Origin of the sequence: uncultured Fibrobacter sp., from assembly GCF_946062555.1 — a bacterium.
Lineage (GTDB): Bacteria > Fibrobacterota > Fibrobacteria > Fibrobacterales > Fibrobacteraceae > Fibrobacter.
This window is the reverse complement of sequence record NZ_CAMGVQ010000051.1, coordinates 1-25,039: the sequence shown is the minus strand read 5'-3', so window position 1 is coordinate 25,039 and position 25,039 is coordinate 1. Positions and strand designations below refer to the sequence as shown.

Genomic DNA, 25,039 nt, shown 5'->3' with positions numbered 1-25,039 from the left:
AGCCGTAGGCTCTTTGGAACCACCCGCCTAGCGGGTGGTTTTCTGTATACAAAAAAAAGAACCCGTTTCCGGGTTCTTTTTAGTGTGATGTGTGTAGTGTGTGGTGTGTAATTAATCATTACACACTTCACATTTCACACTTCACATCGCGGCATCGCCGCGCTTAACAGCCGAGCTTTGCGGAGAGGTAAGCTTCGAGTTCGTCGATCTTCACCAGTTCCTGCTTCATGGAGTCGCGTTCGCGAACAGTCACGAAGCCAAGCTTTGCCGGGTCGGATTCCCCCTCGCCCACCGTGTCGAAGTCAACGGTCACGCAGAACGGGGTACCCAGTTCGTCCTGACGGCGGTAGCGCTTACCGATAGACTGCGTTTCGTCGTATTCCACATTCCAGCGGTTGAGGAGCTTCTGGTAGAGCTCTTCGGCCTTGGCCTTCACCTGGCCCTTCTTCACGAGCGGGAGAACAGCCACCTTCACCGGAGCGATCTTCGGGTCAAAGTGGAGCACGGTACGTTCATCGTTTTCGAGCTTTTCCACGTCGTAGGCGTCGCAGAGGAGCACGAGGAGCAGGCGTTCCACACCGAGGGACGGTTCCACCACGTACGGGATGTAGCGCTTGTTCTGCACCGGGTCAATGTATTCCTGCTTAACCTTGGATTCGTTCTGGTGCTGCGTCAAGTCGTAGTTCGTGCGGCTTGCGATACCCCAGAGTTCGCCCCAGCCGAAGGGGAATTCGTATTCCACGTCGGTGGTACCGTTGGAGTAGTGAGAAAGTTCTTCCTTGGCATGTTCGCGGAGGCGGAGCTTTTCCTTGTTCACGCCGAGGTCGTTCACGAGCCAGTCGAAGCAGTACTTGCGCCAGAAGTTGTACCAGTCAAGTTCAGTGCCCGGTTCACAGAAGAATTCCAGTTCCATCTGTTCGAATTCGCGAGTACGGAAGATGAAGTTACCCGGAGTGATTTCGTTACGGAAACTCTTACCGATCTGGCCTACACCGAACGGGATACGCGGGCGGACGTTATCGACAATGTTCTTGAAGTCAACGAAGATACCCTGGGCGGTTTCCGGACGGAGGTAAACCTTGTTGCCTTCGCCTTCGATGACGCCGATTTCGGTCTGGAACATCAAGTTGAATGCGCGGGGCTTGGTCCAGTCGGTCTTGCCGCAGGTGGGGCATTCGATCTTGTTGTCCATCATCATCTGGTGGACTTCGTCAAAGTTCTTGCCGGCGCAGCAGCCTTCGCCGAGCTTGTCTTCCAAAAGCTGGTCGGCACGGAAACGTTCGTGGCAAGCGAGGCAATCCACCAGCGGGTCAGAGAAGTTGCCCACGTGGCCAGAAGCCTTCCAGACGCGGGGGTTCAAAAGAATAGAGCTGTCGAGACCGAGCACATCCTGGCGGCTGGTCACAAACTTCTTCCACCAGAGGTTCTTGATGTTACGCTTCAGTTCCACGCCATACGGACCGTAGTCCCAAGTGTTGGCGAGGCCGTCGTAAATTTCGGAGCCGGGGAAAATGAAACCGCGGCGCTTGCAGAGGGAAATGATGTCCTTGAGGGCATCCTGAACTTTCTTTGCCATTTTATAATCCTTTATCGGCAGGCGCTTCGGCGTGCCGGACTAGGAACCTACCTGGATGATAGGCCCTGACGGTGGCAAAGATAGTAAAATGTGACCGACGAAATCTTTTTTTTCTAAATTTTCACTATGCAATTCGACGGACTTATAAAAGAAATCAAATTCGAAGTAGAAGTAGACGGAGTCAAGCTTGCCCCGGCAATCGTACAGGATGCCGACAAGGGCGACGTGCTCATGATGGCCTGGATGAACGAAGAAGCGCTCCGTCGCACCCACGAATGTGGCGAGATGGTATTCTGGAGCCGTAGCCGCAAGGAATACTGGCACAAGGGCGACACCAGCGGAAACGTGATGACCGTCGTGGAATGGGCCGCCGACTGCGACAGCGATGCCTTGCTCTTCAAGGTGCGCATGCAGGGGCCGCAGGTCGCTTGCCACACCGGAGCCCGCAGCTGCTTCTTTAAGAAAGTAGACTGCGGAAAATAAGAAGAGTATGTCATCCGCGGAGCGGAGGAAAAACAGGAATCCGCACTGGATCCCCTCCCGTTGGTCGAGGATGACTCTCCCACTGACGTCTTCCTGGAGGGAACGAAGTGACCGACGGGATCCATAGAGGTTTATATGAATAAAATTCTCGCGCTGATACTCACAGTGGCGATTTCGGGATTCACCCAAGATTTCCGCCAGATGGGTAGCAATTACTACGCCTACCCCACTCCGACAGCCAAGTACACCAAGGCTCCCGCCGGCTACAAGCCGTTTTACCTGAGCCACTACGGCAGGCACGGCAGCCGATTCCACCAGCCAGCCGACCACTATCACGCGCTGTACAATACGCTCGCAAAAGCCGATTCCGCAGGCAAGCTCACGGACCTCGGCAAGAGCCTACTTGAACGCGCCAAGTTCCTGGACGAATACGCCGCCCCGCGTGCAGGCGACTTGACCCAGCTCGGCGTGGCCCAGCATCAGGGAATCGCAAAGCGCATGGTCAAGAACTTCCCTGAAATTTTCAAGAATGACGCCTATGTAGAAGCCTACGCCAGCACCAGCGTACGCTGCGTCGTGAGCATGGCAGCATTCCTCGAAGAACTGCATGCGCTAAAGCCCAAGGTCGAAATTCACCAGGAATCGGGCAAGTACCTGATGAGCTTCATCAGCCCGCTGGATTTCGGAAAAATCATCGGCGAATCGAACACACCCGCCTGGCAAAAGGAAAATGAGAAACTTTACAGCCACGTGAATCCGACTCACATGATGCGCACGATTTTCAATGATTCCAACTACATCCAGAAGAATGTAGACGCAGGCGACCTTTTCAGCAAGATTTACGAAATCGGCAACAGCCTGCAAGGTAGCCCCGAAATCGAATTCAACTTTGACGACCTGTGGACCAAAGAAGACCTTACCGCCCGCTGGCATGCACAGAACGCCTGGTGGTACAGCGTGCTAGGCAACAACCCCTTCGCCAAAAAACAGGGCCTCGAAAATGCGCGCCCGCTCTTGAAAAACATTCTGGATGAAGCCGACAAGGTGATTGCCGCCGACACAACCAAAACAGATGCTTCGACTGATTCGGCAAGCTCATCAACCGGTTCAGCAACCGCAAAGACAGCAGCAAAGCCCGCGCAAAAGACCACCGCGACACTCCGCTTTGGCCACGATACGGTGATTTTCCCGTTTGCAGTGCTTTTACAGCTAGAAAACGGCACGCAGAACACCGGCATCGAAACCGCCGACATGGAAAACCTGCACAAGGTCTGGCGCGACTACGAAATCAGCCCGATGGCCGCCAACGTACAGCTCGTATTCTACAAGTCCAGCAAGAAGGGCACCCCGATTTTGGTGAAAGTGATGCTCAACGAAATCGAGCAGAAACTGCCCGTGACATGCAACCCGCAAGGCCCTTCGGCTAGCTCAGGGACCTTGCAAAACTGCCCCGCCGTCCCGTATTACCGCTGGGAAGACGTCAAGGAATTTTACGGCAAGATTGCAGCGGGCAAATAACCTGCGACTGCCTGTATAAAAGGGAAATCCCCCGCGTCGGCGAGGGATTTCTTGTGTTTAATGTTTCTGTTGTACTTCGTCTTGTCTCGGACAATTCTAGTCCTTAGTGTAGCTCCGTTCTGGGAGCCGTCTATGCGTAGCGTTCGCATTCTTGCACTTTCCATTGCGGCATCGGCAACCTTGCCCGCCGCTTTCGCTCTGTTTTTAGCCATAGAAGCCTCCTTGAGGGGGAAATATAAATTATTTTTTAGGACATGCAAAGGATTGTTGTGAAAAAAGCATATTGCGTTCTGTTTTCCGCCCTACTGATGGTCGCCTGCGGTGACGACAATTCTTCATCTGCAAATGACCAGGAACTTTCTTCATCTTCTGAGGAAATCTCCATTGATTCGTCTTCGGACAACGAATCCGTCAGTTCATCTTCCGAGAAAAAAGACGAACCGAAATCTTCTTCAAGCGTTCAAGAAGCAAGTTCTTCTAGCGACAAGGTGGAATCTTTGCCTTCGGATGACGGCTGGATTACCACAATAAGCATCGACCATTTTTCTTTCTTTGATGAAGAACATCTCAGGTACTATTTCCTCGAAGAAGAATGCGATTACGATTCCGCCACAAATTCTTTCAAATGGGTAGCGGAAGACTACACGGGCGTTTTTGACAGATACGACGTGTCGCCAACTATGTTCCAATCCGAATATGGCGGAGACTCGCTTAGATATATGATAGACCATTCCTTCGGATTCAAGATGTCTAACGACACCCTTTACGAATGCGATTACATCGGGAACGAATGCGACGACCCCAGTGAAGCTTATGTTTATGTAGGCAATTCGAATTCCATTTTTTCCACATGGGAACTTGTCGGTAGGATCAGAAACGGAACATTCGTGCCCGCTCCGTCCAACTATAAAACAACTCTTATATTGGAACCGACCCAGAGAACCAAAAAATCAAGTTTCAAAGATATCTATAAGCTTTATGGTCCCGGCGAATACTGCTACCAAATTTACCAGATTTTTGAAGACGAATCAAAAGAAATGTTATGCCGCAACTACTTCATCGAAAACCCGCAAGTCACTTCGGACACCGCTTTTATAGCTAGTGGTTTATGGTTCTTGCAGAAAGATTCCAACACTGTAAATATTTCTGTAGATGGAAAGGTTATCGAAATCAGCACCACTCTTTCCATGGGAATGCAACCCACGCAATACACAAACTCCGTAATAAAAGTATCCTACCAAGGAACGACCTGCACCAATTGGAACAAGAACCTTGAAGTCACCCAAGAGTATTGCGAAGCTACCGAGCACGACATGGATTTCCTCAAAAATGATTACAGCAACATCCACCATGCTTTTGTCGACCAACTCCTAAGCTACAGCGACAACGATGACGAATTCGAAGAATGTATCAAGCAATTTAATCTGAAATAAAAATTGAGTCTTGATTTATTGCAAAATATTCGCCGTCATGGTTTCAAACGCCTGCTGCTTGCAGTTTCAGGCGGTCTGGATTCTATTTGCCTCGCGCATTATTTTATTTACAATAAAGCGGCATTGGGCATTGAATGGCTGGGGATTGCACATGTGCATCACGGGCTGCGGGTCGGAACAGCTGATAGGGACGCCGCTTTTGTCGAGGCGTTCGCAAAAGCGCACGGAGTCCCGTTTTTTTTGAAACGTTTGGATGGCGAATCGCTGAAAAATGCAGAAGGCTCGCTAGAAGAAAACGCACGGGATGCAAGGTACAAAGCGCTGGTCGAGATTGCTCTGGATCCTATCGCCTCTGCGAGGCTCCAGGATGACACGCCACTCACCTCACACCCAACATTTCATACCCCACACCTCAAAGCAGCCGAAGGCTGCGACCTCACACCTCGAGCCTCCATCGTCACTGCGCACCATGCAGGCGACCAGGCAGAAACCATGTACATGCGACTCAAGCGAGGAACGACGCTTGCAGGGTTACGCGGGATTCAAGAAGTTCGCGTTCTAGACGAAGCCTCCCATCCCCCAAAGCAACCGAAGGTTGCGACCCCATACCTCAAAGGGAGCGAAACGACCGACCCCACACCCCATACCCCATCTCTCTATCGGCCGTTCCTTTCCGTCTCTCGCGCAGACCTCCTCGCCTACGCCCGCGAGCACAATCTCACCTGGTGCGAAGACGAAAGCAATACCGATACCAAATTCGCAAGGAACTTTATCCGGCACGAAGCGCTCCCCCATTTAGAACGGAACTGCCCGGGGGCTACACGGCAACTTTGCCGGATTGCAGGACTTGCCGATAAGGCGTATGCGAAAGTGATGGTAAAAAGCGAAGAAGTGTTCGGAAAAGCATTGCAAGACAAGATGGTGATCCCCGAACAAGTCGGGGATGACAATGCGGTCGGAAAATGCACTGGATTCTTCGGTGAAACTCGCCTCAGAATGACGAAACAAGAAGACTCATCTTTCGTCTCTCGTCTTTCGTCTCTTGTCTCCATCATACCCCATACCTCAATCTCTCTAAACAAGAAAAAGCTTCGCAAAATTTTTATCGCCCACTCCAAAGCCAACCTTTCCGAAATGTTCCGTTTGTGGCTTTCGGAACAGGGATTTCGCTTTCCGATCGGTTTCTTTTACAGCCAAACGGAGCCCGCCCATGTTAAAATTCCCGTACGCGCCGCCTACCGCAAGCGTTCTATCATCAAAAACGGCTCAACCGTCTTGATTTGCGAATTTGAAGATGTTCAGACCGCGTCAAAATTTGTATCTTGCGGAATGAAAGAATAAAAGGATTTTATGAGTCAAGAAAAAAAATCGCCCCCCTACCGTAGCAAGAACTTTATCATTTTACTGGTGATGATTCTCCTGTTGTTCGTTATGTTCCCGCTCGCTGGGAAAGACGGAGACTCGGACATTACGCGCACCGAATTTTTGGCCATGATGGGAGACTCCACCAAGGTCATTACCGAACTCACCCTGCAAAAGACCCCCGACGGCGTAATTATCGAGGGCCAGCGCGAGATGAGCCCCGAAGAGATTGCCGAAGCGAGAAAGAACCGCAGCGCCCTCGCCCGCTTTACCAAGTCTAGCGATGACAACGGCAAGACCAAGCGTTTCAAGAGCCACATGCTCGAAGTGAGCAACGACCAGATTACCGCCTGGGAAATGTACAAGGGTGTCAAAGTCAAGGTCATCCACGAATCCAGCACCTGGCTCGACACGATTATCGCGTTCCTCCCCGCGATCCTCTTGATTGTATTCTTCTACTTCATGATGAACCGCCAGATGGGTGGCGGCGGCAAGAGCCCCTTCAGCTTTGGCAAGAGCCAGGCCCGCCAGCTCAACGGCAAGCAGAAGACCACCTTTAACGACGTGGCCGGTTGCGATGAAGCCAAGCAGGATTTGCAGGAACTCGTGGAATTCCTGAAGGACCCGAAAAAGTTTGATGCCCTCGGCGGACGCATTCCGAAGGGTGCGTTACTCGTCGGTCCTCCGGGTACCGGTAAGACGCTCCTCGCCCGCGCGGTGGCAGGCGAAGCTGGAGTGCCGTTCTTCAGTATGTCCGGTTCCGACTTTGTAGAAATGTTCGTGGGCGTGGGTGCTAGCCGCGTGCGCGACCTCTTTGAAACCGGCAAAAAGAATGCCCCGTGCATTCTGTTTATCGACGAAATCGACGCCGTGGGTCGCCAGCGTGGTGCAGGTCTCGGTGGCGGTCACGATGAACGCGAACAGACCTTGAACCAGTTGTTAGTGGAAATGGACGGCTTTACCGCCAACGAAGGCGTGATTTTGATTGCCGCCACGAACCGTCCGGATGTGCTCGACAAGGCACTGCTCCGCCCCGGCCGCTTTGACCGCCAAATCGTGGTGGGACTCCCCGACCTCAAGGGCCGCGAAGAAATTTTGAAGGTGCACCTGAAAAAGCGCAAGGTGCCGCTGGCCGACGACGTAGACGTGAAGGCCGTAGCCAAGGGAACCCCCGGACTTGCTGGTGCAGACCTCGAAAACCTGGTGAACGAAGCAGCCCTTTTGGCCGCGCGCTTCAACAACAAGAAAGTCACGATGCTCGACTTTGAAGAAGCTCGCGACAAGCTCAGCATGGGTGCCGAGCGCCGCACGCTCCTGATGACCGACGAAGAAAAGCGCCACACGGCCTACCACGAAGCAGGCCACGCCCTAATGACGCTCCTGTGCAAGCATTCTGACCCGCTCCACAAGATTACGATCATTCCGCGCGGACGCGCCCTGGGTGTCACCATGAGCCTGCCGGAACGGGACCAGGTGAGCTACAGCCGCGAATACGCCGAAGAACGCATCATGATCATGATGTCGGGCCGACTCGCCGAACTCATTTTCTTCAACCACCAGAGCACGGGTGCCAGCAACGACATCCAGCGCGCTACCGAACTTGCCCGCAAGATGGTGACCGAATGGGGTTTCGATGACGAAATCGGACCGGTATGCTACAGCCGCACCGACGGCGAAGTGTTCCTCGGCCGCGAAATCAGCAAGCCGAAAGAAATGTCCGAAATGATGGCCGAAAAGATCGACAATGCGGTGAACAGCCTCATCAAGCGTCTCGATTTGGCCGCCAAGAAACTCATCGAAGAAAACAAGGACAAGCTGATTGATCTCGCCGAAGCACTGTTCGAATTCGAAGTGCTCGACCGCGAAGAAATTGACCGCGTGATGGCCGGCGAAAAACTGACCGGCACCAAGAAGAGCCGCCAGTACAAGGCGCTCGAAGAAATGGAAGAAAAGAAAAAACGCGAAAATACGCCGCCGCCTGACCCGGGCAAACAGCCTCCGGTCGCACCGGTCACTGATGCACCCGTAGCCGAAATCAAGCCCGCGCCCGCCGCCGGAACGACTCCGGCAAGCGATGACGCCCATACCGAAGCGCTGAAATCTTCTGAAAACGCAAAACAGGAAAATTCGTAATGTTCAAAGAAGTTCTGGATCATAGCCGCTCTCTCCCGTGGAAAATCGGCGACAAGGTTCTGCCTTGCAAGACCCCGCTGATCATGGGTATCGTGAATGTGACTCCGGACAGTTTTTTTGACGGTGGCAAGCACAACAAGCCTGACGCCGCTTACGAACACGCCCTGATGCTCCTGGAGCAAGGCGCCGAAATCTTGGACATCGGTGGCGAAAGCAGCCGCCCGGGAAGCGCCCCCGTTAGCTTACAAGAAGAACTGGACCGAGTCTGCCCCGTGGTGGAACGCCTCGCCGAACTCGCCAAAAGCGGCTACAGCAGTGGCGGAAAGCCCCGTGAATTCTACATCTCGGTCGATACGGTCAAAGCGAAGGTTGCTGCCGAAACCATGAAGCTCGGCGCGCACATCGTCAACGACATCAGCGCCTGCGCCATGGACCCGAACATGCTCCAGACCGTCGCAGACACCAAGGCCGCCGTAGTACTCAACCACATCCGCGGGAACTTCGGCACCATGCAGCAGGACTTTAAGCCGTACACGAACGTGGTGCAGGAAGTCCGCGAAGAACTCTTATTGCAGGTGAAAAAGCTTTTGGACCTCGGCGTCGAACGCGAAAAAATTTGCATCGACCCGGGCATTGGATTCGGGAAAACCGCGCAGGACAACATCGATTTGATGAAATCCACCGAAGAATTCCTGAAAGACGGCTACCCCGTTCTCATCGGGACCTCGCGCAAGTCCTATATTGGTAAAATGCCCGGCCTTGAAAATAGCGACCGCCTGATTCCGACCGTTACGGCGGGAATCGTTGCCGTACTCGGAGGAGCCAGTTGTATTCGCGTGCACGACGTGAAAGAGGCCAAGGAATCTCTGCTTTATTTGGAGGCGCTGAGAAATGATTCTGTTTAAGTTATTCGGGATTATCGATGTACGTCCGGCAGATATTCTGGACGTGCTCCTGATTTCGATTATCTTTTACTACATCTTCTTGCTGTTCCGCGGCACCCGCGCCGCCCAGATGATTTTCGGTGGATTACTCTTGATTCTCGCCTGGATTATTGCGCAGTGGTGGGAACTCCATACCGTCGTGTGGCTTATCAGCAACCTTGCAACCCTCGGCATTATCGCGCTCGTGATTCTTTTCCAGCCCGAAATTCGAAGCGCCCTTACCCGTATCGGTCAGGCCGCCAGTAAACTCGATTTCCACAACCTGTTTTTCCATTCAAGCGGTCTCGACGAAATCACCAAGACCATCGCGAGTGCCGCCCAAGATTTAGCGAAGACTCACACGGGTGCCCTGATTGTGCTTGAAAAGCGCGTGGGTCTCCGCAACTACGCCGACACCGGTGAAATCTTGGATGCCCGAATCAGTTCTAGACTTTTGCGCGCCCTCTTCTTCCCGAATTCCGCACTCCACGACGGTGCTGTTATCATGAACAGCAAACGCATTATTGCCGCAGGCTGTATCTTGCCCATGCCCACCGGTAACGCCGAAAAAGAAGCGGGCTACGGTATGCGTCACCGCGCAGCAAAAGCACTGGCCGCCGAATGCGACGCCCTCGTGATTGTGGTGTCCGAAGAAACGGGCTACATCTCTATCGCCTACCGTAACACGCTGCGCAGAAACATCAGCGTCGCCGAACTCAAGCAAGAAATTATCCGCCATTGGGGCGAACTCTTTAACGATGTGCGTGAGTCGGCTAAGGCCGAAATTGCAGAGGATAAGGCGGGGTAGTAGACAGTAGACGGTAGGAAGTTGGTAGTAGGTAATTGGTTTAAAGGATTTTTATGAATAATAACGAAACAGAAAATCAGGTAAAATCACGCCGCAAAAAGAAGAACATTGCGATTCTCGTGTTGATGTTCCTCTTGCTGGTGACCCTTTTTATTGTGCAGTGCCACCTGGACCAAATTAAGCAAGACGCGCTCGCGAAGGAACAGGAAACAGCTCTCGAACTCCAACGTCGCCACACGCTGGATAGCCTCCGCGCCCTGGAACAGGCCCGCGCCGACAGCATCCGTATGGCCGACTCACTGGCAAGGCTCAGCGCTGACAGTGTGCGCCTCGCCGATAGCCTGCGTGTAGCGGACTCGCTTGCCGCACTCAAGAACAACGTGAACCGCGACAGCATCCGTCACGTGCGCGATAGCCTGAACCGCATCAAAGACAGCCTCGCCGCCATAGACAAGGCCCGTGCAGATAGCCTGCAGCGCATCGCCGATTCTTTGGCCATTATTGAAAAGGCTCGCACCGACTCCTTGGAAAAATTGCGCATTCAAGACAGCATCCGTGCTGCCGACCAGGTGCCGCCCGTCGCTGAAATCGCACCGCCCGCAGGCCGCTACTACGACCCCATCAAGCTCAAGGTCAAGTGCGAAGAAATCAAGTGCAAGACATTCCTCTCCATTGGCGATACGCTCCACGCCCAAGAAGCGGGCAAAGCCATTGAATACAACAAGACCGGAAGCGTATTCTTCTACGCCGTAGACTCCGTAGGGAACCGCTCCGCTTGGGAAGAAGCTAAGTACGACATGGCCAGCGACAACGTTTGCGGCAAGAATGCCTACCCCGTTCCGCTCGGAGGCAAGACCGTTTGCGTAGACGCCTACGAATACCCGAACAAGGCCGACGAACTCCCCCGCGACATGGTGAGCCAGGAACAGGCCGCAAGTCTGTGCCAGCAAGAAGGCAAACACCTCTGTAGCCTCGCCGAATGGCAGGCCGCCTGCAAGAGCAAGGACAACACTCGTTACAGCTACGGCGACAGCTACAAGCAGAACAAGTGCAACACCAACACCAAAGCCGCCAAGCGCAGCGGCCGTAAGGAGCAGTGCCGCAGTTGGTACGGCATGTATGACATGAACGGAAACCTTTGGGAATGGACATCCTCCACCAGCAAGGATCACCCGAGCATGTACCTGGTCGCAGGCGGTGCCTGGAACACCAACAACGAAAGCAAGTGCACCGACAACAAGTTCAGCTTCTATCCGCAGAACCAATACCCGAACGTCGGTTTCCGCTGCTGCAAATAATTCCAATAGAAATTTTGTGACATCGCCTTGTCGCCTAGAGAGGCGACATTCTTTTTGCAGCGTCATTGATTGCTGCGAAGCAATGAACCGTTTTTAGCTGAGTCATCCTGGAGCTGCGAAACAACGAACCATTTTTAGCAGAGTCATCCTGGAGCCTCGGAGAGGCGACGGGATCCAGAAGAAGCTTTCTTCGATGGATCCCCTCCCTCGCTACGCTCAGTCGAAGATGACGCAGGGTGCGAGTTCAGTCGAGGATGACGGGAAACGGCATGCGCACAGCGGAGCACTTAAGGTCTACACGACCTTGAATGCCTGCGTGCGAGGAACGCCCTTGCCGCTTTTCACCTTAGCCTTACCGGGCAAAATCATGAGCACCTTTTCCATACGGGTGCCGTCCATCTTGAGCACGCGGAAAGTGTACCCCTTGATGGTGACTTCGGCGCCGGGAGACGGAATAATGCCGAGCGTTGCCTGAATCAGACCCGAAAGCGTTTCCACGTGGGAATTTTCAGGAGCCTCGAGTTCCACGCCGAGCTTGTATTCCAAGTCCGAAAGCGTAATGACCGGATCGAGAATGAAGCGGCCGTCCTTAAGGCGCTGCACGTCTTCATCTTCGTCCAAATCGTCTTCGTCCTTGATTTCGCCCACGATTTCTTCGAGAATGTCTTCGAGCGTGACAAGGCCAGCGGTTCCGCCATATTCATCGACGACGATGGCAAGCTGGTTCCCCGTCTTGCGCAGTTCAGTGAGCATGTCGTCAATCTTCTTGTGGTACGGCACGAATACCGGCGGCATCACGAGTTTCATGATGTCAAACGGTTCGTCGCGGTGTTCGGTGTACCATTCCAAAAAGTCGCGGTTCGAAAGGATACCGACGATGTTATCGACGGTTTCCTTGTACACCGGCAAGCGGGAATGGCGTTCGGTATTCAGCACCTTCACCAGTTCTTCGAGCGGCGTTCCGACTTCGACCGCGCACATATCCACGCGCGGAGTCATAATTTCACGCACCGGAGTTTCCACGAAGTCGAAGATGTTCAGAATCATCTGACGCTCTTCTTGCTCCAGACCTTCACCATCGGGATCCGCCTCGTCCGAAAGGTCGGCCTGCGCCTGCACGGCGTCGCGGCGTTCTTCTGGCAAGAAACTCAGCTTGGAATCGTACCCCAAGCCCTTCAGGATCTTGACGAACAGCACATGGCAAATCTTTGCGGGCAAAGCAAACGGGAGTCGAATAAACTTGAACAGCGGTATCAGCACAATCGCAAAGGTATCCGGCTTCAAGTTTCCGAGCAGGTTCGCCAAGAACACCGTAATCGTGTAGATTGCAAAGCAGGCAACCACCAGGTAAGCAGCAAAAGCCAGGAACCAGTATTCCTGCACCCAGTTCCACGGAATCATCTGGAACAGATAAAATCCGAGGACGCCCGCCCCCACATTGCAAAGGATGCGGCCAATCGAAATCGTCTCGTTAAAGCCCGGCAGTTCCACCAACGAGGCGACCACCTCTTCGCGACCTTCTCGGTCACGGGCATCGCGCTTGGCATATATTCCGCTAAAGGCGGACTTGATCAGCGAAAACGAGAACGAGGTCAGGACAAAAACGACAAGGAATGCAATGGCCCAACTTTCGGGATTTTCCATTAGGCACCTTCCTTGTACGGGTCTAGTCCCAGGAACTCGCATTCGCGCTTGCGCATTACCTTGCGGTCGGCGGCCTTGATATGGTCGTAACCAGACAGGTGCAAGAGCCCGTGTACAATCACGCGCTTCATTTCGGCGTAAAACGTGTTGCCATATTCGGGAGCCTGACGGCGCACCTGCTCACGGGCGATATAGATTTCGCCGAGCATCGCCTCGTCTTCGGGAATTTCAACACCGAGTTCGTTCTTCCATTCGAACGAGAGAACGTCCGTCACCTTGTCGAGTCCGCGGTAATCACGGTTCATAGTGCGCACGAACTCGTCGGTGCAGAGCACAATATTCACGTCTTTTTCCTTGCCTTCTTCGGCAAGGAGCTTGCGAGCCATCTTTTCAAACTTATCCTTGTACGGAAAAACCTCGATGTTCCCCTCGCAAAGGAACTCGATATTATACTTCTTCTTTCGACTAGCAGGGTCCGGCATTAAATGTTATACCACTTTTTGAGGACGTTTATGATAGCTTCGGCCTGGGCTTTGCCCGTAATCTTGAACTTGCCCTGGGCCTTGAACATTCCGTTCATCTTGCGGTAGCGGCGCAGCGACACCTTGGGTTCACCCATGTCGCCCGTCTTGGCGTCCTTTTCCTGGTAAAGGAACATCACGGTCGGCCAGGCTCCCTTCGAAAGGATTTCCTTGTCAAGTTCCTTGATGACTTCTTCACCGGTATCTTCGTCGCTAAAGGCAACGGTCAGTTCTTCGACTTCCATATGCGGTCCTATTGTTATATGGTTCAAAAAACTTCTTCCAAATTTCTTTGAAAAAAGTCTCTTTTTTTATTACTTGAACTAATTTATCCAATTCAAGCTTGTAAAAAAAATACATATATTTGTCCTAGTTTGCATTCGTAAAAAGAGGCAATATGTCATTTTCGAGGTATTTTAAGCTAGTCGCCATTGCCACAGCCCTAATGATAGGCTATTCTCCGGCTGCAAAAAAAGTTTCTTCCGGTAAAATTCGCAACGCCAGCGGCCCAGAGGCTCTGCACGAGCCCAAGGGGAAAGGCGGCTATATTCCTGCCGAAACAGGTTCCAGGGTCACCAAGAAGGACCGTTTCAAGACGGGCGTCGAATCCCTGATTATCATCGGACTTCCCGACGGAAGCTCCCTCACTATCAACGAACGCACCGAAGCAGAAATGGCAGAACTGCTGAACGAAGACGGCATCAACCACAACCAGGTCAACATCCTGAACGGAAAAGTCAACTTCGACGTGCAAAAACAGGCCAAGGGCAGCGAATTCAAGTTCAAGACCGGAACCGCCACCGCAGCTATCCGCGGTACGGCGGGAACCATCGGCTTTACCAGCCTGATGAAACTGATCGCCTCGTTGAGCAACGGTAGCTTGGACATCCACGATTCCAGCCTCAACACCGAGTACAATCTCAAGGGAGGCCAGACGGCGTTCAGCATCGGCAAGGAAACCGTCGTTCTTGACCTGAAATCCTCCGGCGACGCCAAGTTCCTCGACGAAATTGACAAGTATATTAGCGATCCGGCTCTCGAAAACGACAAGGACGCCCTCATCAAGCTCGTCCAGAAAGCAGACTCTTCCTACCAGGTTCGCAAGGAACAGTTAAAGCAACAAGCGAACTGCGAGATTACACCCCTACCGGATACCGTCTACTCCGCCGAACAGAAAGTCAAGGTAAAATGCGCCAAGGAAATCATGGTCGGCTTCCAGGACACTCCAGTCATGTCGAAAGGAGAGATTGTAGAACTGAATGTTGAATGGGAAGCGCACCTCTTCGGAGCAAAGAAAGTATCCCTACTGTGCTACACCGACAGCACCAATTCCTTCCCCTGTGGCGACCTGACCACCTACTATATCGGCGACATGAATTCCAACCAAGGAAACGAACATAAACCGCTGACCATCACAACCAGTTCCCCCGCAAAAGTCTGCGACCCCGCCTCGGTCACCATTGAAGGCACCTTCGATTCCAGAGGAACGAACGCCGACCTCCGCGTGAAACACGGCAATTTTACTTCTGACAACCTGATTCCCTACAGCGCCAACGGAAAGTTCTCGTACACCATCCAGATCAGCGACGAGAAGGGCAACTGGAACGAAGACAGGGTCACCGTTGAATACAACTCTACCGAATTCGAGACCGAAACGGCCTATCTCGACCTGGACATCAACAAAACCTGCAAGGGCGTCAACAGGATTCGTCCCACGATTGAACTCCTGAATTACGATTCCCTGTCTTGCAACATCCGCTATAAGTTCAGCAACTTGGACGACGACATCAACCTCTTCACGGTGACCACGGATAACATCTCGGGTATCGAAAGCGTCATTACCCAAACGAACCCCGCATCCAGCTCATTGCAAAAGGGCCGTCACGCCTATGTTTTCAAGATAACAGACCAAGCCGGAAATTCGAGCAAATTATCCAGGACACTAGGCTGCTACAAAAAGATTCCCGGAGCCTACGTCAAGATTCCGGGCAAAGAAATAGAAAGACTCCGCGTTCCGCCTCCGCCCAAGAACTTCACCAACAAGCTCCACAAGGAATTACGATTCACCGTTATGGGCCTTCCCGGCAGCGACCCTGCATACATCAAGAGTGTCAAGGTGACGCGAAACAAGAAAGAAATCGAATCCTGGAACGAAAATCAGATCAACAGCATCATGTTCAGTGTGCCGATAGAGCTCACCCGTGGCGAAGATTCCGAGTTCGATATTACGGTTAAACTAAAGAGCAGCCAAAAAGACCTTGTCGCTAAAAAGATTTACCAGGTGCGCTAATGAAACTCCCAATTCTTATTTCAGCTTTTTCCCTTGGTCTTGTTTACGCACAGGAACAGACGGCCAGTACCGTTGCACCGGCAGAACCGCAGGCAAGCATCCAGCAAGCCGCCGATTCAACCTTGAATGCCGATTCAACCCTGAAAGCAGATTCAGCCCTAAAAGCTGATTCGGCCAAGGTTATCCAGCAGGCGGAAATTCTTCCTCCGAAACCGCAAATGGAAAGCGGGACAGAACTCAAGGGAGCCCTCCACGGATTCCTAAAGGCCGACAAATCCCCCTACCTCGTTACCGAAGATATTTTCGTAGAACAGAACACGGCACTGGTTATCGAACCGGGTGTCGAAATTCTGTTTGAACCTGGCACGGGGCTCTACGCAATGGGCCAGTTCGTCGTCGCTGGTACGCGCTACAACGAAGTCGAATTCCGTTCAGCACTGAAAAATTCGAAGAGCGGCGACTGGAAGGGTATCTTCATTTCTGGCGAAATGCCGTCCGAAATCCGAAACGCCGTCATCAGCGAGGCGGAGACCGGCATCGTCGTCGAAAACGGCAAACTCAATATTCTATCCACTCAAGTTGACAGCACCTCTAGCCGCGGCATCTACGCCAAGAATTCCCAGCTTTCCATCAGCAACAGCAAGTTCATCCGAAACAAAGGGGCTGCCCTCCATATCGACAGCTACAGCAAGGCAGAAATCAATAACACGAAATTCAAGGACAACATGGTCGCCCTGTACAATGCGCCTCTCGCCATTACAAGCGTATCGGGTTCCAGCCTTACCAACAACACCTACGGTATCTTGAACATGGGCAACAGCCACATTTCCTTCAACAATACCAAGGTCAACGACAACAAGGTCGGAGTATCCTCCGAAGACGTCCTCGGCAAGGAAGTCCTAGAAAGCATCTCGAACAACGAGACCGACTACAACAAGGACTTCGGCGCAGTCGCCACCACACTTCCCTCTAGCCCAGAAATTCCGGGAGTCACGAGCCGCGCCATCAACAAGGACGACGTTATCGGAGATTTACTCGCCCAGAAAGTAAACGAAGAACGAAAGGCCGCCGCCCCCCAGAAATCCTGGAACATTTCAGGAAACATCGGCATCGGCAACCATTATCATTATGTGAAAACAAGCAAGAACCACTCCGGAAGCAATCAGGAAATCTCGGGTGACACCATCAAGCCGGACGATCACTACAAGAACACATTCCAGGTCCCGGGCTTCGGCACCGATGTCAGCATCTACTTGCTCATGCAATCTCCCGACGGCAAGACGATCGAATTGAACACGGAATACACCGGCGACTCCTGGAACCGCTTCAACCCGAAGCCGGTAACACTTACCTATACCGACAAGCACAACCGCCTGGTCTTGGGCGACTTCAACAAGAACGGCGGCGAAATCTACATGTCCTCGCTCCCGATTTTCGGCGTGGGCTACACCCGTTCGATCTTGACCAACAATGCGAACCAGCCCCTGTTTGAAATGGACGGTTTCTTCGGTGAAAGCCGCAGGCCCTACCTTGTCGGAGACCGTCATCCTTACGTCTACAAGACCTACATCGAAGACGGTGAAGCTCAGGCCCAGCGTATCGCCTACGGCGGTTCCGTCAAGTGGGCTCCACTCCGCCGCTTTGACGCCAAGTTCGGCTTCATCTACGCCAACGACGAAATCAACGACCCGCTGTTACGTGATGGCGGCAGCCGTTCCTCCATTACCAGCGAGCCCATGCAGCAGGCACTATCCGTGTATGCCGATGGAAACTGGCTGTTCTACCCAGGCGACATCAAACTGAACGGACAGATTGCCGTAGGCAGGGCCGACACGGCCGACGTCGTCAAGGAACGAGCCATCAACAAGGTCTTTACCGAAGCGGGCCTGAACACCTCCTCGATGAACACCTTACGCAAGCTGATGGCAAACGAATCCAAGATCAACACGCTTTCTAGTGATGAACTTGAAGAAATCTTCGGTAACAACACTACCCTCAGCCGTCCGAAAATGCGCGACTCCCTCCGCACGCTCATCCGCGAAGCGAAGGCCCAGAACAGCGACTACGAAAGCGCCCGCGACGACGATCGCGTCCTCGGACTCAACTGGGGAAGCCAGAACATCGCCATCGGTGCGTCTCTCTACTGGAACATCTACCACACAACTCTTTCCGGCCATATCAAGTATGTAGGCGAAGACTACTATAGCGCAGGTTCTCCCGACCAGCTTTCCGATACCCGTGAATTTGGCGGTTACCTGGAACAAATCATCACCAATTTCTGGACTTTCGGTTTTGGCTACCAGATCAACGTCGAAAATGCAGCCAAGGGCAAGAAGACGAACCTCTTCGGCCTGGGCGAAGGAACCCATTGGGGACTGTTCTCCGAAGACGAAGACTGGATGGACGAGCATGAGCTTGACAACGACCGAGCCAAGTACATCCAGAACTTCACCGTCGACAACGGCTTCAAGATTGGCGACAAGATGAACCTGAACCTGAGCTACAACCTGGAATACAGAACCCAATACAAGCCTTACCAACTCCACGGCAACTACATTCTTGAAGAAGGTATCTATAAGGACCGCTGGTTTGCAAAGCGAAATGACAAACCGACATCGACCATCGACATTGGCGAAGAGTCTGTCCAGGTTGACTCTACCCGCTGGGCTGAATACCAGAGCATGGCCAGCGAAGATTACCTCGCTTCCAAATTCCAGGAACGAATCTACAAGAACACCTGGATGGCCGAAATTTCGCTCAACGCCTACAAGACCAACTTTAAGGTGGCTGGCCGCTGGACCCTCCGTACGGACGATTCCAAGTTCCACAAGGACAGCCTGATCAGCAAGATGGATCTTTCCGACGAAACGATTGCCAAGCTGGGTTACTACTTTGGCGGAGGGGACTACTTCGAACACGCCTACCCCATCTCGGCGACCACATCGACAGGAGCGTTCCAGAACCGGTTCGTCGTGACGCCGCGATTCAAGAACTACAAACGCGACGATATGAGCGAAAGCGAAATTTCCGTGAACGACGACCTCGAAATACCCTTCATGGACCAATTCTTGATTCTGGGTCTTTCGGGTGAATTCCGCTACCTGACCGCCTCATGGGAAGAAGACGAAAAGGAAGTCGAAGATAATGAAACCGACGTTCTAGGCAGCGTAAACCTGACCGTGAACCACTCACAGCGCCTGAGCAGCGAATGGTACGTGGGAACGGGCCTTTACTACCGTCCAGACAACCGTAGCAACGAATACAAGGATGTCTACGGCGGCATCAGGGTCAATTATCAATTCTAGGAAGATCTTCCCTAAAGATTAACAAGGTCGCGTCGGTATGATGCGGCCTTTATTTTTTAAATTTGGGAATAATGTTCACCTACCGCTACAGAGAACTTTCCGTCGCCCTTTCCAAGAAAGGGGAATACCGGGCTGCACTCGCCCGCGAACTCCGCCTGCACCCCGAAGAAATTTTCAACTTGCAGGTGGAGCGTTTCTCGCTGGATAGCCGCCGGAAAGGCGACCCCAAGTGGTCTTACAATGTGATTTTCGACTTAAAGCGCGAAGTCCGCGCCACGGGGAATCACGCCAAGGGACTTGTAGCGGCAACGCGTGACAAGGAAAGTTTAGAGAGCGATCCGCAAAAAAATAGTGTCGCGATGCCAGGGCATATCGACGTGATTGGCGCGGGACCGAGCGGACTTTGGGCAGCCTTGCATTTGCTGCGGAAGGGTTTTGCGGTAGACCTGTACGAACAGGGCAAATGCGTCGAAGAAAGATTCCGCGACATTAGGCGTTTTTTTATAGACCGCAAGTTTAACGCCTACAGCAATGTTCTTTTTGGCGAAGGCGGTGCGGGGGCCTTTAGCGATGGAAAGCTGAATACCCGCACCCGGAACCTGTTCACAGAACAGGTTCTACACGACATGGTCGAATTTGGAGTCGACGAATCGGTCGTGACCTTCGCCAAGCCGCATATCGGCACGGACCGCCTCGTTTTATTGCTGCGGAAAATGCGCGCAGAAATAGAAAGACTCGGCGGTAAGATTCATTTTAGCACAGCGCTTGAAGACATCGAAATTAGGCAGGGAAAAATAACCGCTATTAAATTGAGGAATGTCATTCTGGAGCGAGGCTATGGCCGACCGATAGAATCCATTGACCCAATCACAAGAGTTAATCCGAGTGAATCAAGGCAGTCTTCCGCGACGTCATCCTGGAACGAACCAAGGCAGTCTTCCGCGACGTCATCCTGGAACGAAACGAAGTGTAGTGACGGGATCCAGCGCAGCGTTTATACAGCATCATCGAATTCCTACTGGAAACCCTGCGAAGCGCTGGTGCTCGCCGTCGGGCATTCTGCCCGGAGCATTTACGAAATGCTCCACACCCGTGGCGTCGCTCTCGAAAGTAAGTCTTTTGCCATGGGCGTGCGCGTTGAGCACCCGCAAGCGCTCATCAACATACGCCAGCTGGGCCTGAATGTAGACACCAAGCTCACGGGTTCCGCCGAATACTTCCTCGCCACCCCGACACTGAATAAAACCAGCAGAGCCTACAGTTTCTGCATGTGCCCGGGTGGCGTCCTGGTGCCCTGCGCCTCGGAACCCGGGACCCTCGCCACCAACGGCATGAGTTACAGCCGCCGCAACGGGCCTTTTGCAAATGGGGCAATCGCCGTGCCCATTGCGGCAAGCGACAATCTCTTTGGCGGGCTCGAATTCCAGCGTAAAATCGAAAGCGATGCCTACGCGGTCGGCGGCAAGAACTACGCCGCTCCAGCGCAAAGCATCAAGGCGTTCCTCGCCCACCGCGAAGACAAATCGCTCCCAAAATCCACCTACCCCTGCGGACTCGTACAGAGCAATCTCTGGGATTGGCTAGACAAGACCATTTGCAAGAGCCTCGCCGAAGGATTCCAAAATTTCGACAAGAAAATTCCAGGATTCATCGAAGAAGGCCTGATTGTCGCTCCCGAAACCCGCACCAGCAGCCCGCTGCGCATGAGCCGCAACAGCGAGACGCTTGAAAGCGAGAATACCAAGGGTCTGTTCGTGCTCGGCGAAGGTGCCGGGTACTCCGGCGGAATCGTCACTAGCGCTGCCGACGGCGTTCGCCTCGCCCACTATGCGAAAAAGGATAAATTGGTATGAGCAATGAGCTCGCTCATAAATTCGATTTGAGGTCACTCCGCTTAAAGCCAATGCACCTTAAACCTCAAAGGCACGTAGTGCCGACCTCTTACCCCACACCTCAGGTTAGCTTATGATCACCCGAGTCATTGACCGCAATTTTGCTAACATGCGCCTCGACCGATTCCTCCGCAAGGCGTTCCCCGACGAATCGCTGTCGGTCTTTTTCGCCGTCATCCGCAAGAAGAAAGTCCGCGTGAACGGCGTCGTGGGCAAAGCAAACCAGATGCTACAGGAAGGCGACACCGTCTGCATTTATGAAAACTTTAAGAGCGTCGACGCGGATTCTCAAAATTTCCAGCAGGACAGTCTTTCTCGACCGAAGGGAGGGAATCCAGTGCTGGATTCCGTCGCTACGCTCCAGGCTAACGGTTCTAAACCCAGCACCGGCTTCGCGAAAGCCAAGTCCACTTGGGGCAAAACAGACGAGAAACTAAAGACGAGAGACGAAAGGAACGCTTCTTGGGGAGCAAAGGAAATCGACATCGTCATCCAGACCGAAGACTACGTGGTCGTGAACAAGCCCTCGGGACTTGCAAGCCAGCCGGGTTCCGGCACTCGCCCCGGCGAGAGCCTCGTGGAATACCTATGGGAATGGGGCCGCCGCGAAGGACTAGACTTCAAGCCCACCATCGCCCACCGACTCGACCAGGAAACTTCGGGTATGATTATCGCCGCCCTCCACGGCGACACGCTCCGCGACTTTACTCGCATGATTCGCGAACACGAAGTCGACAAGTTCTATTACGCGCTCGTCAAGGGCAACCTCAAGAAAGACAAGGGAACCATCGACGAGACTCTCACTCGCACCGATGCCGCCAAGGGCAGCAAGATGAAAGTTGGCGAAACCGGCAAGGACGCCCAGAAGGCCATCACGCATTACCGTGTCAAGCAGCATTACGAAGGCTACGACCTAGTAAAAATCAAGCTCGAAACGGGTCGCATGCACCAGATCCGCGCCCATTTCGCAAGCATCGGACATCCGCTCCTCGGCGACACACGCTACGGTGATTTCGCGCTCAACCGCGAAGTCAAAAAACAGCTTGGACTGCACCGTCTGTTCTTGCACAGCTGTCGCTTGGAATTTGTGTGGCACGGCGACAAAATCGTACTCGATAGTCCGCTCCCCAAGGAACTGCAAAGCGTCGTGGACCAGCTAAAGCCTATTCGCCACGAATTCAACCGATAAAACCCGAAGCATTTTTCTACATTTACCACCGAAATTTAAGCAGGCACGTGTTTTGCGCGCAGGTTGTTTTGATGCACCTGGGTAAAATACGCACCAAAGAGGAATAAGATGAAAGTTTCTTTGAATTGGCTCAGACGTCACGTTGATCTTCCGGAAAATGCGGAAGAAGTTGCAAAGGCATTAACCTCCATCGGCTTGGAAGTCGAAGGCACCGAAGAACCGGGCAAGGTTTATGAAAAGCTGATTGTGGCTAAGGTTCTTACCTGCGAACCCCATCCGGATAGCGACCACTTGCACATTACGACCGTCAATAACGGCAAAGAAACCATCCAGGTCGTTTGCGGCGCCCCGAATGTGGCTACTGGCCAGACCGTGGTGCTTGCCCCGATCGGTGCAGAGCTTCCGCTCCCCGACGGCACCATGCTCAAGATGAAGAAGTCCAAGATTCGCGGCGTCGAAAGCTTCGGTATGATTTGCGCCGAAGACGAAATCGGCCTCAGCGACGACCACGCCGGCATCATGGTTCTCGACGATTCTATTCCGGCTGGCACTCCGTTCGTAAGCCTCGGCCTCTACGACGTGTGCTTCGAGCTGAACGTGACCCCGAATCGTCCGGATGCATTAAGCCACCGCGGTGTCGCCCGCGAACTCGCCGCCAAGTTCAACCGCCCGCTCAAGCCACTCGCCTACGAACTCAAGGAAGATGCAGAAGCCGCCAGCTCCGCCATTAGTCTCGAAGTGGTTCCCGGTTGCGGTTGTTCCCGCTACGTGGGACGCGTCATCAAGGACGTAAAAGTTGAAAAGTCCCCGGCATGGCTCGCCAAGCTCCTGCATGCTGTAGGCATGAACAGCATCAACAACGTGGTGGACATCACGAACTTCATTCTGATGGACGTGGGCCAGCCGCTCCACAGCTTCGACATGGACCAGCTCCATGGCAACAAGATCAAGGTGCGCCGCGCCGTGAAGGGCGAAAAGATCGAAACCATCGACCACACCGCTCACGAACTGTTGGAAAGTGACCTCGTGATTTGCGACGGCGACCGTCCGGCTTGCGTAGCCGGCGTGATGGGCGGCGTCGAATCCGAAATTGTCGATACCACCAAGAACGTGTTCCTCGAAAGCGCCTGGTTCAACCCGACCATCGTCCGCAAGCAGGCCAAGCGTCTCTGCATCTCGACCGATTCCAGCTACCGCTTCGAACGCGAAATTGACTTTACCACGCAGGACGAATACAGCCGCTACGCCTGCGCCATGATCCAGGAAGTCGCCGGTGGCCGCATTCTCAAGGGCACCGTCGAATACACGGGCGACGACCACAAGAAGAACTTGAACGAAGTCACGCTCCGCACGGCCCGCGCCGAAAAGATTATCGGCATGAAGATTGATGCTGCCGACATCGAAAAGTACCTCACGGGTATCGCCCTCGAAGTCGTGAAGAAGGATGCCGAATCCATCACCTTCAAGATTCCGGGATTCCGCCCCGACCTCGAACGCGAAGTTGACCTCATTGAAGAAGTCGCACGCCTCATCGGTTTCGACAACATCCCATATAGCTTGCCGAAGTTCACGATGCAGCCGAACGAACTTCCGCCCATCGAAGTTTTGAACCGTAAGATTCGCAAGACGCTTTCTGCAATGGGCCTGTACGAATGCCTCTCCCTCCGCTTCGCAAGCAAGGCCCGCACCGAAGCATTGTTCGGAGCTGAAAACGACGACCGCCGCAGCAAGCCCGCAGCGCTTCTCAACCCGCTTTCCGATGAACTCGGCGTGGTTCCGACCAGCCTCCTCCCCAACCTTCTCAAGAGCGTTGCCGAAAACGAAAAGAACCGCCCCGGTTCCGTTCGCCTGTTCGAAGTGGCCAAGGGTCAGTTCAAGCGCGACCGCAAGGACGTGCGCGATCCGGGCTTCGACGAATCGAACCTCGTCGCCCTCGCCGTTGCAGGTGCCTTCGACGTGAACCCGCTCAACGACAAGCCCTCCCAGATTGACTTTGCTGCCTTCAAGGGCTTGGTGCAGAGCTTCCTCAAGCGCGTGGGCCTCGTGGTGGAATTCCGCGTGCCAGCCAAGGCCGAAATCTACCTGCACCCGGGCAAGCAGGTCGAAGTCCTCGCCGACGGCGTGGTGCTTGGCACCATGGGCGAACTCCACCCGACTGCCATGTCCGCTTTCGATATCGGCTACACCACCTACGTAATGGAACTCGACATGGACAAGATGGAACACGCCACCCACAAGAAGATCGTGTTCGAACCGTTCAGCCGCCAGGTTCCGTCTAGCCGCGACATTTCCATCGAAGTCGACAAGACCATGACTCACGAACAGATTCTTGCACGCATCAAGGGCCTGAACCCGAAGAACCTTGCAAAGATTACGCTCAAGAACATCTACGAAGGCGACAAGATCGAAGCCGGCAAGAAGAACATGGTCTACAGTCTGACCTACCAGGCCATGGACCGCACCCTTACCGACGACGAAGTCAACAAGGCCCACAACAAGCTGCGTGACAAGCTCGTCGCCAACGGCGACATCGTGCTCCGCTAGCTAAGAGCTCGGGGCTTCGCGCCTTTGAGGAGTGAGGCCGGGCCTTACGGCCTTTCGAGCAATGAGAAAAAAGGGACCCACCCGCACAGCGGGTGGTTCTTCATATACGGGCCCTGCCCT

The 25,039-nt window shown here is 53.4% G+C and carries 18 protein-coding genes; 13 read left to right on the top strand and 5 right to left on the bottom strand.

The genetic code is table 11. The features are described 5' to 3' along the window. Positions 1 to 163: 163 nt before the first annotated feature. Positions 164 to 1,576 carry a glycine--tRNA ligase gene (locus tag Q0P86_RS12980; RefSeq protein WP_073192198.1) on the bottom strand — a complete coding sequence of 471 codons (1,413 nt, stop codon included), beginning with the start codon at positions 1,574 to 1,576 and terminating at the stop codon, positions 164 to 166. Positions 1,577 to 1,702: 126 nt separating this feature from the next. Between Q0P86_RS12980 and hisI the strand changes: the two genes are divergently transcribed. Further along, complete coding sequence (gene hisI / locus Q0P86_RS12975; RefSeq protein ID WP_294113610.1) at positions 1,703 to 2,059, top strand: phosphoribosyl-AMP cyclohydrolase; 357 nt, start codon at positions 1,703 to 1,705, stop codon at positions 2,057 to 2,059. A gap of 135 nt (positions 2,060 to 2,194) precedes the next feature. Continuing rightward, positions 2,195 to 3,577, top strand: coding sequence for a histidine-type phosphatase (locus Q0P86_RS12970; RefSeq protein ID WP_294113608.1), 1,383 nt, complete (start codon positions 2,195 to 2,197; stop codon positions 3,575 to 3,577). On the opposite strand, the gene Q0P86_RS12965 is transcribed toward Q0P86_RS12970, so the two are convergent. Next, positions 3,550 to 3,789, bottom strand: a complete 240-nt coding sequence (locus tag Q0P86_RS12965; RefSeq protein ID WP_290993572.1) for a hypothetical protein — start codon at positions 3,787 to 3,789, stop codon at positions 3,550 to 3,552. The genes Q0P86_RS12970 and Q0P86_RS12965 overlap by 28 nt on opposite strands. A 42-nt stretch (positions 3,790 to 3,831) precedes the next feature. Here Q0P86_RS12965 and Q0P86_RS12960 point away from each other — a divergent pair, with 42 nt between their 5' ends. Genes Q0P86_RS12960 through Q0P86_RS12935 form a run of 6 tightly spaced genes read left to right on the top strand, consistent with a single transcriptional unit; the run spans position 3,832 to position 11,534 of the window. Continuing rightward, complete coding sequence (locus Q0P86_RS12960; RefSeq protein ID WP_295039993.1) at positions 3,832 to 5,010, top strand: hypothetical protein; 1,179 nt, start codon at positions 3,832 to 3,834, stop codon at positions 5,008 to 5,010. A 3-nt stretch (positions 5,011 to 5,013) separates the two neighbouring features. Further along, the gene (locus Q0P86_RS12955) at positions 5,014 to 6,351 is read left to right on the top strand and encodes a tRNA lysidine(34) synthetase (protein ID WP_295039991.1); all 1,338 of its coding nucleotides are present in this window, start codon (positions 5,014 to 5,016) and stop codon (positions 6,349 to 6,351) included. A 9-nt stretch (positions 6,352 to 6,360) separates the two neighbouring features. Then, positions 6,361 to 8,505: an ATP-dependent zinc metalloprotease FtsH gene (ftsH, locus tag Q0P86_RS12950; RefSeq protein ID WP_294113601.1), complete on the top strand. Its 2,145-nt coding sequence runs from the start codon at positions 6,361 to 6,363 to the stop codon at positions 8,503 to 8,505. After that, positions 8,505 to 9,410 (top strand): dihydropteroate synthase, encoded by a 906-nt coding sequence (gene folP, locus Q0P86_RS12945; protein WP_295039987.1) that lies wholly within the window; start codon positions 8,505 to 8,507, stop codon positions 9,408 to 9,410. Before ftsH ends, folP begins: the two co-directional genes overlap by 1 nt. Beyond that, a complete protein-coding gene (gene cdaA, locus Q0P86_RS12940; RefSeq protein ID WP_294113597.1) occupies positions 9,397 to 10,236 on the top strand; it encodes a diadenylate cyclase CdaA in 840 nt (279 codons plus the stop codon). Before folP ends, cdaA begins: the two co-directional genes overlap by 14 nt. A 53-nt stretch (positions 10,237 to 10,289) precedes the next feature. Continuing rightward, a complete protein-coding gene (locus Q0P86_RS12935; RefSeq protein WP_295039985.1) occupies positions 10,290 to 11,534 on the top strand; it encodes an SUMF1/EgtB/PvdO family nonheme iron enzyme in 1,245 nt (414 codons plus the stop codon). A gap of 294 nt (positions 11,535 to 11,828) precedes the next feature. On the opposite strand, the gene Q0P86_RS12930 is transcribed toward Q0P86_RS12935, so the two are convergent. The 3 genes from Q0P86_RS12930 to Q0P86_RS12920 are packed head-to-tail and all read right to left on the bottom strand — an operon-like array spanning position 11,829 to position 13,944. Continuing rightward, a complete protein-coding gene (locus Q0P86_RS12930) occupies positions 11,829 to 13,178 on the bottom strand; it encodes a hemolysin family protein (RefSeq protein WP_295039982.1) in 1,350 nt (449 codons plus the stop codon). Further along, positions 13,178 to 13,660: an rRNA maturation RNase YbeY gene (gene ybeY, locus Q0P86_RS12925; RefSeq protein WP_290993552.1), complete on the bottom strand. Its 483-nt coding sequence runs from the start codon at positions 13,658 to 13,660 to the stop codon at positions 13,178 to 13,180. Before ybeY ends, Q0P86_RS12930 begins: the two co-directional genes overlap by 1 nt. Next, entirely contained in the window at positions 13,660 to 13,944 is a 285-nt protein-coding gene (locus Q0P86_RS12920) for a hypothetical protein (protein WP_072978541.1), read from the bottom strand. Before Q0P86_RS12920 ends, ybeY begins: the two co-directional genes overlap by 1 nt. A 152-nt stretch (positions 13,945 to 14,096) precedes the next feature. On the opposite strand from Q0P86_RS12920, the gene Q0P86_RS12915 reads away from it, so the two are divergent. The 5 genes from Q0P86_RS12915 to pheT all read left to right on the top strand — a co-directional run bounded on the left by Q0P86_RS12915 (position 14,097) and on the right by pheT (position 24,919). After that, a complete protein-coding gene (locus tag Q0P86_RS12915) occupies positions 14,097 to 15,989 on the top strand; it encodes a FecR family protein (protein ID WP_295039980.1) in 1,893 nt (630 codons plus the stop codon). Then, positions 15,989 to 19,294, top strand: a complete 3,306-nt coding sequence (locus Q0P86_RS12910; protein ID WP_295039978.1) for a right-handed parallel beta-helix repeat-containing protein — start codon at positions 15,989 to 15,991, stop codon at positions 19,292 to 19,294. Before Q0P86_RS12915 ends, Q0P86_RS12910 begins: the two co-directional genes overlap by 1 nt. A 71-nt stretch (positions 19,295 to 19,365) precedes the next feature. Further along, on the top strand, positions 19,366 to 21,147 hold the full coding sequence (locus Q0P86_RS12905) for an NAD(P)/FAD-dependent oxidoreductase (protein WP_295039996.1): 1,782 nt from the start codon (positions 19,366 to 19,368) through the stop codon (positions 21,145 to 21,147). A 112-nt stretch (positions 21,148 to 21,259) separates the two neighbouring features. Beyond that, positions 21,260 to 22,375: an RluA family pseudouridine synthase gene (locus Q0P86_RS12900; RefSeq protein WP_294113578.1), complete on the top strand. Its 1,116-nt coding sequence runs from the start codon at positions 21,260 to 21,262 to the stop codon at positions 22,373 to 22,375. Between the two features lie 108 nt (positions 22,376 to 22,483). Then, positions 22,484 to 24,919, top strand: a complete 2,436-nt coding sequence (gene pheT / locus Q0P86_RS12895; RefSeq protein WP_295039976.1) for a phenylalanine--tRNA ligase subunit beta — start codon at positions 22,484 to 22,486, stop codon at positions 24,917 to 24,919. Positions 24,920 to 25,039: the final 120 nt, after the last annotated feature.

Coding starts and splice junctions, on each gene's coding strand:
- Q0P86_RS12910 (WP_295039978.1), top strand. CDS start 15,989: ATGAAACTCCCAATTCTTATTTCAGCTTTTTCCCTTGGTCTTGTTTAC.
- folP (WP_295039987.1), top strand. CDS start 8,505: ATGTTCAAAGAAGTTCTGGATCATAGCCGCTCTCTCCCGTGGAAAATC.
- Q0P86_RS12935 (WP_295039985.1), top strand. CDS start 10,290: ATGAATAATAACGAAACAGAAAATCAGGTAAAATCACGCCGCAAAAAG.
- Q0P86_RS12980 (WP_073192198.1), bottom strand. CDS start 1,576: ATGGCAAAGAAAGTTCAGGATGCCCTCAAGGACATCATTTCCCTCTGC.
- ftsH (WP_294113601.1), top strand. CDS start 6,361: ATGAGTCAAGAAAAAAAATCGCCCCCCTACCGTAGCAAGAACTTTATC.
- cdaA (WP_294113597.1), top strand. CDS start 9,397: ATGATTCTGTTTAAGTTATTCGGGATTATCGATGTACGTCCGGCAGAT.
- Q0P86_RS12920 (WP_072978541.1), bottom strand. CDS start 13,944: ATGGAAGTCGAAGAACTGACCGTTGCCTTTAGCGACGAAGATACCGGT.
- pheT (WP_295039976.1), top strand. CDS start 22,484: ATGAAAGTTTCTTTGAATTGGCTCAGACGTCACGTTGATCTTCCGGAA.
- Q0P86_RS12965 (WP_290993572.1), bottom strand. CDS start 3,789: ATGGCTAAAAACAGAGCGAAAGCGGCGGGCAAGGTTGCCGATGCCGCA.
- Q0P86_RS12900 (WP_294113578.1), top strand. CDS start 21,260: ATGATCACCCGAGTCATTGACCGCAATTTTGCTAACATGCGCCTCGAC.
- Q0P86_RS12905 (WP_295039996.1), top strand. CDS start 19,366: ATGTTCACCTACCGCTACAGAGAACTTTCCGTCGCCCTTTCCAAGAAA.
- ybeY (WP_290993552.1), bottom strand. CDS start 13,660: ATGCCGGACCCTGCTAGTCGAAAGAAGAAGTATAATATCGAGTTCCTT.
- Q0P86_RS12930 (WP_295039982.1), bottom strand. CDS start 13,178: ATGGAAAATCCCGAAAGTTGGGCCATTGCATTCCTTGTCGTTTTTGTC.
- Q0P86_RS12915 (WP_295039980.1), top strand. CDS start 14,097: ATGTCATTTTCGAGGTATTTTAAGCTAGTCGCCATTGCCACAGCCCTA.
- Q0P86_RS12970 (WP_294113608.1), top strand. CDS start 2,195: ATGAATAAAATTCTCGCGCTGATACTCACAGTGGCGATTTCGGGATTC.
- hisI (WP_294113610.1), top strand. CDS start 1,703: ATGCAATTCGACGGACTTATAAAAGAAATCAAATTCGAAGTAGAAGTA.
- Q0P86_RS12960 (WP_295039993.1), top strand. CDS start 3,832: ATGCAAAGGATTGTTGTGAAAAAAGCATATTGCGTTCTGTTTTCCGCC.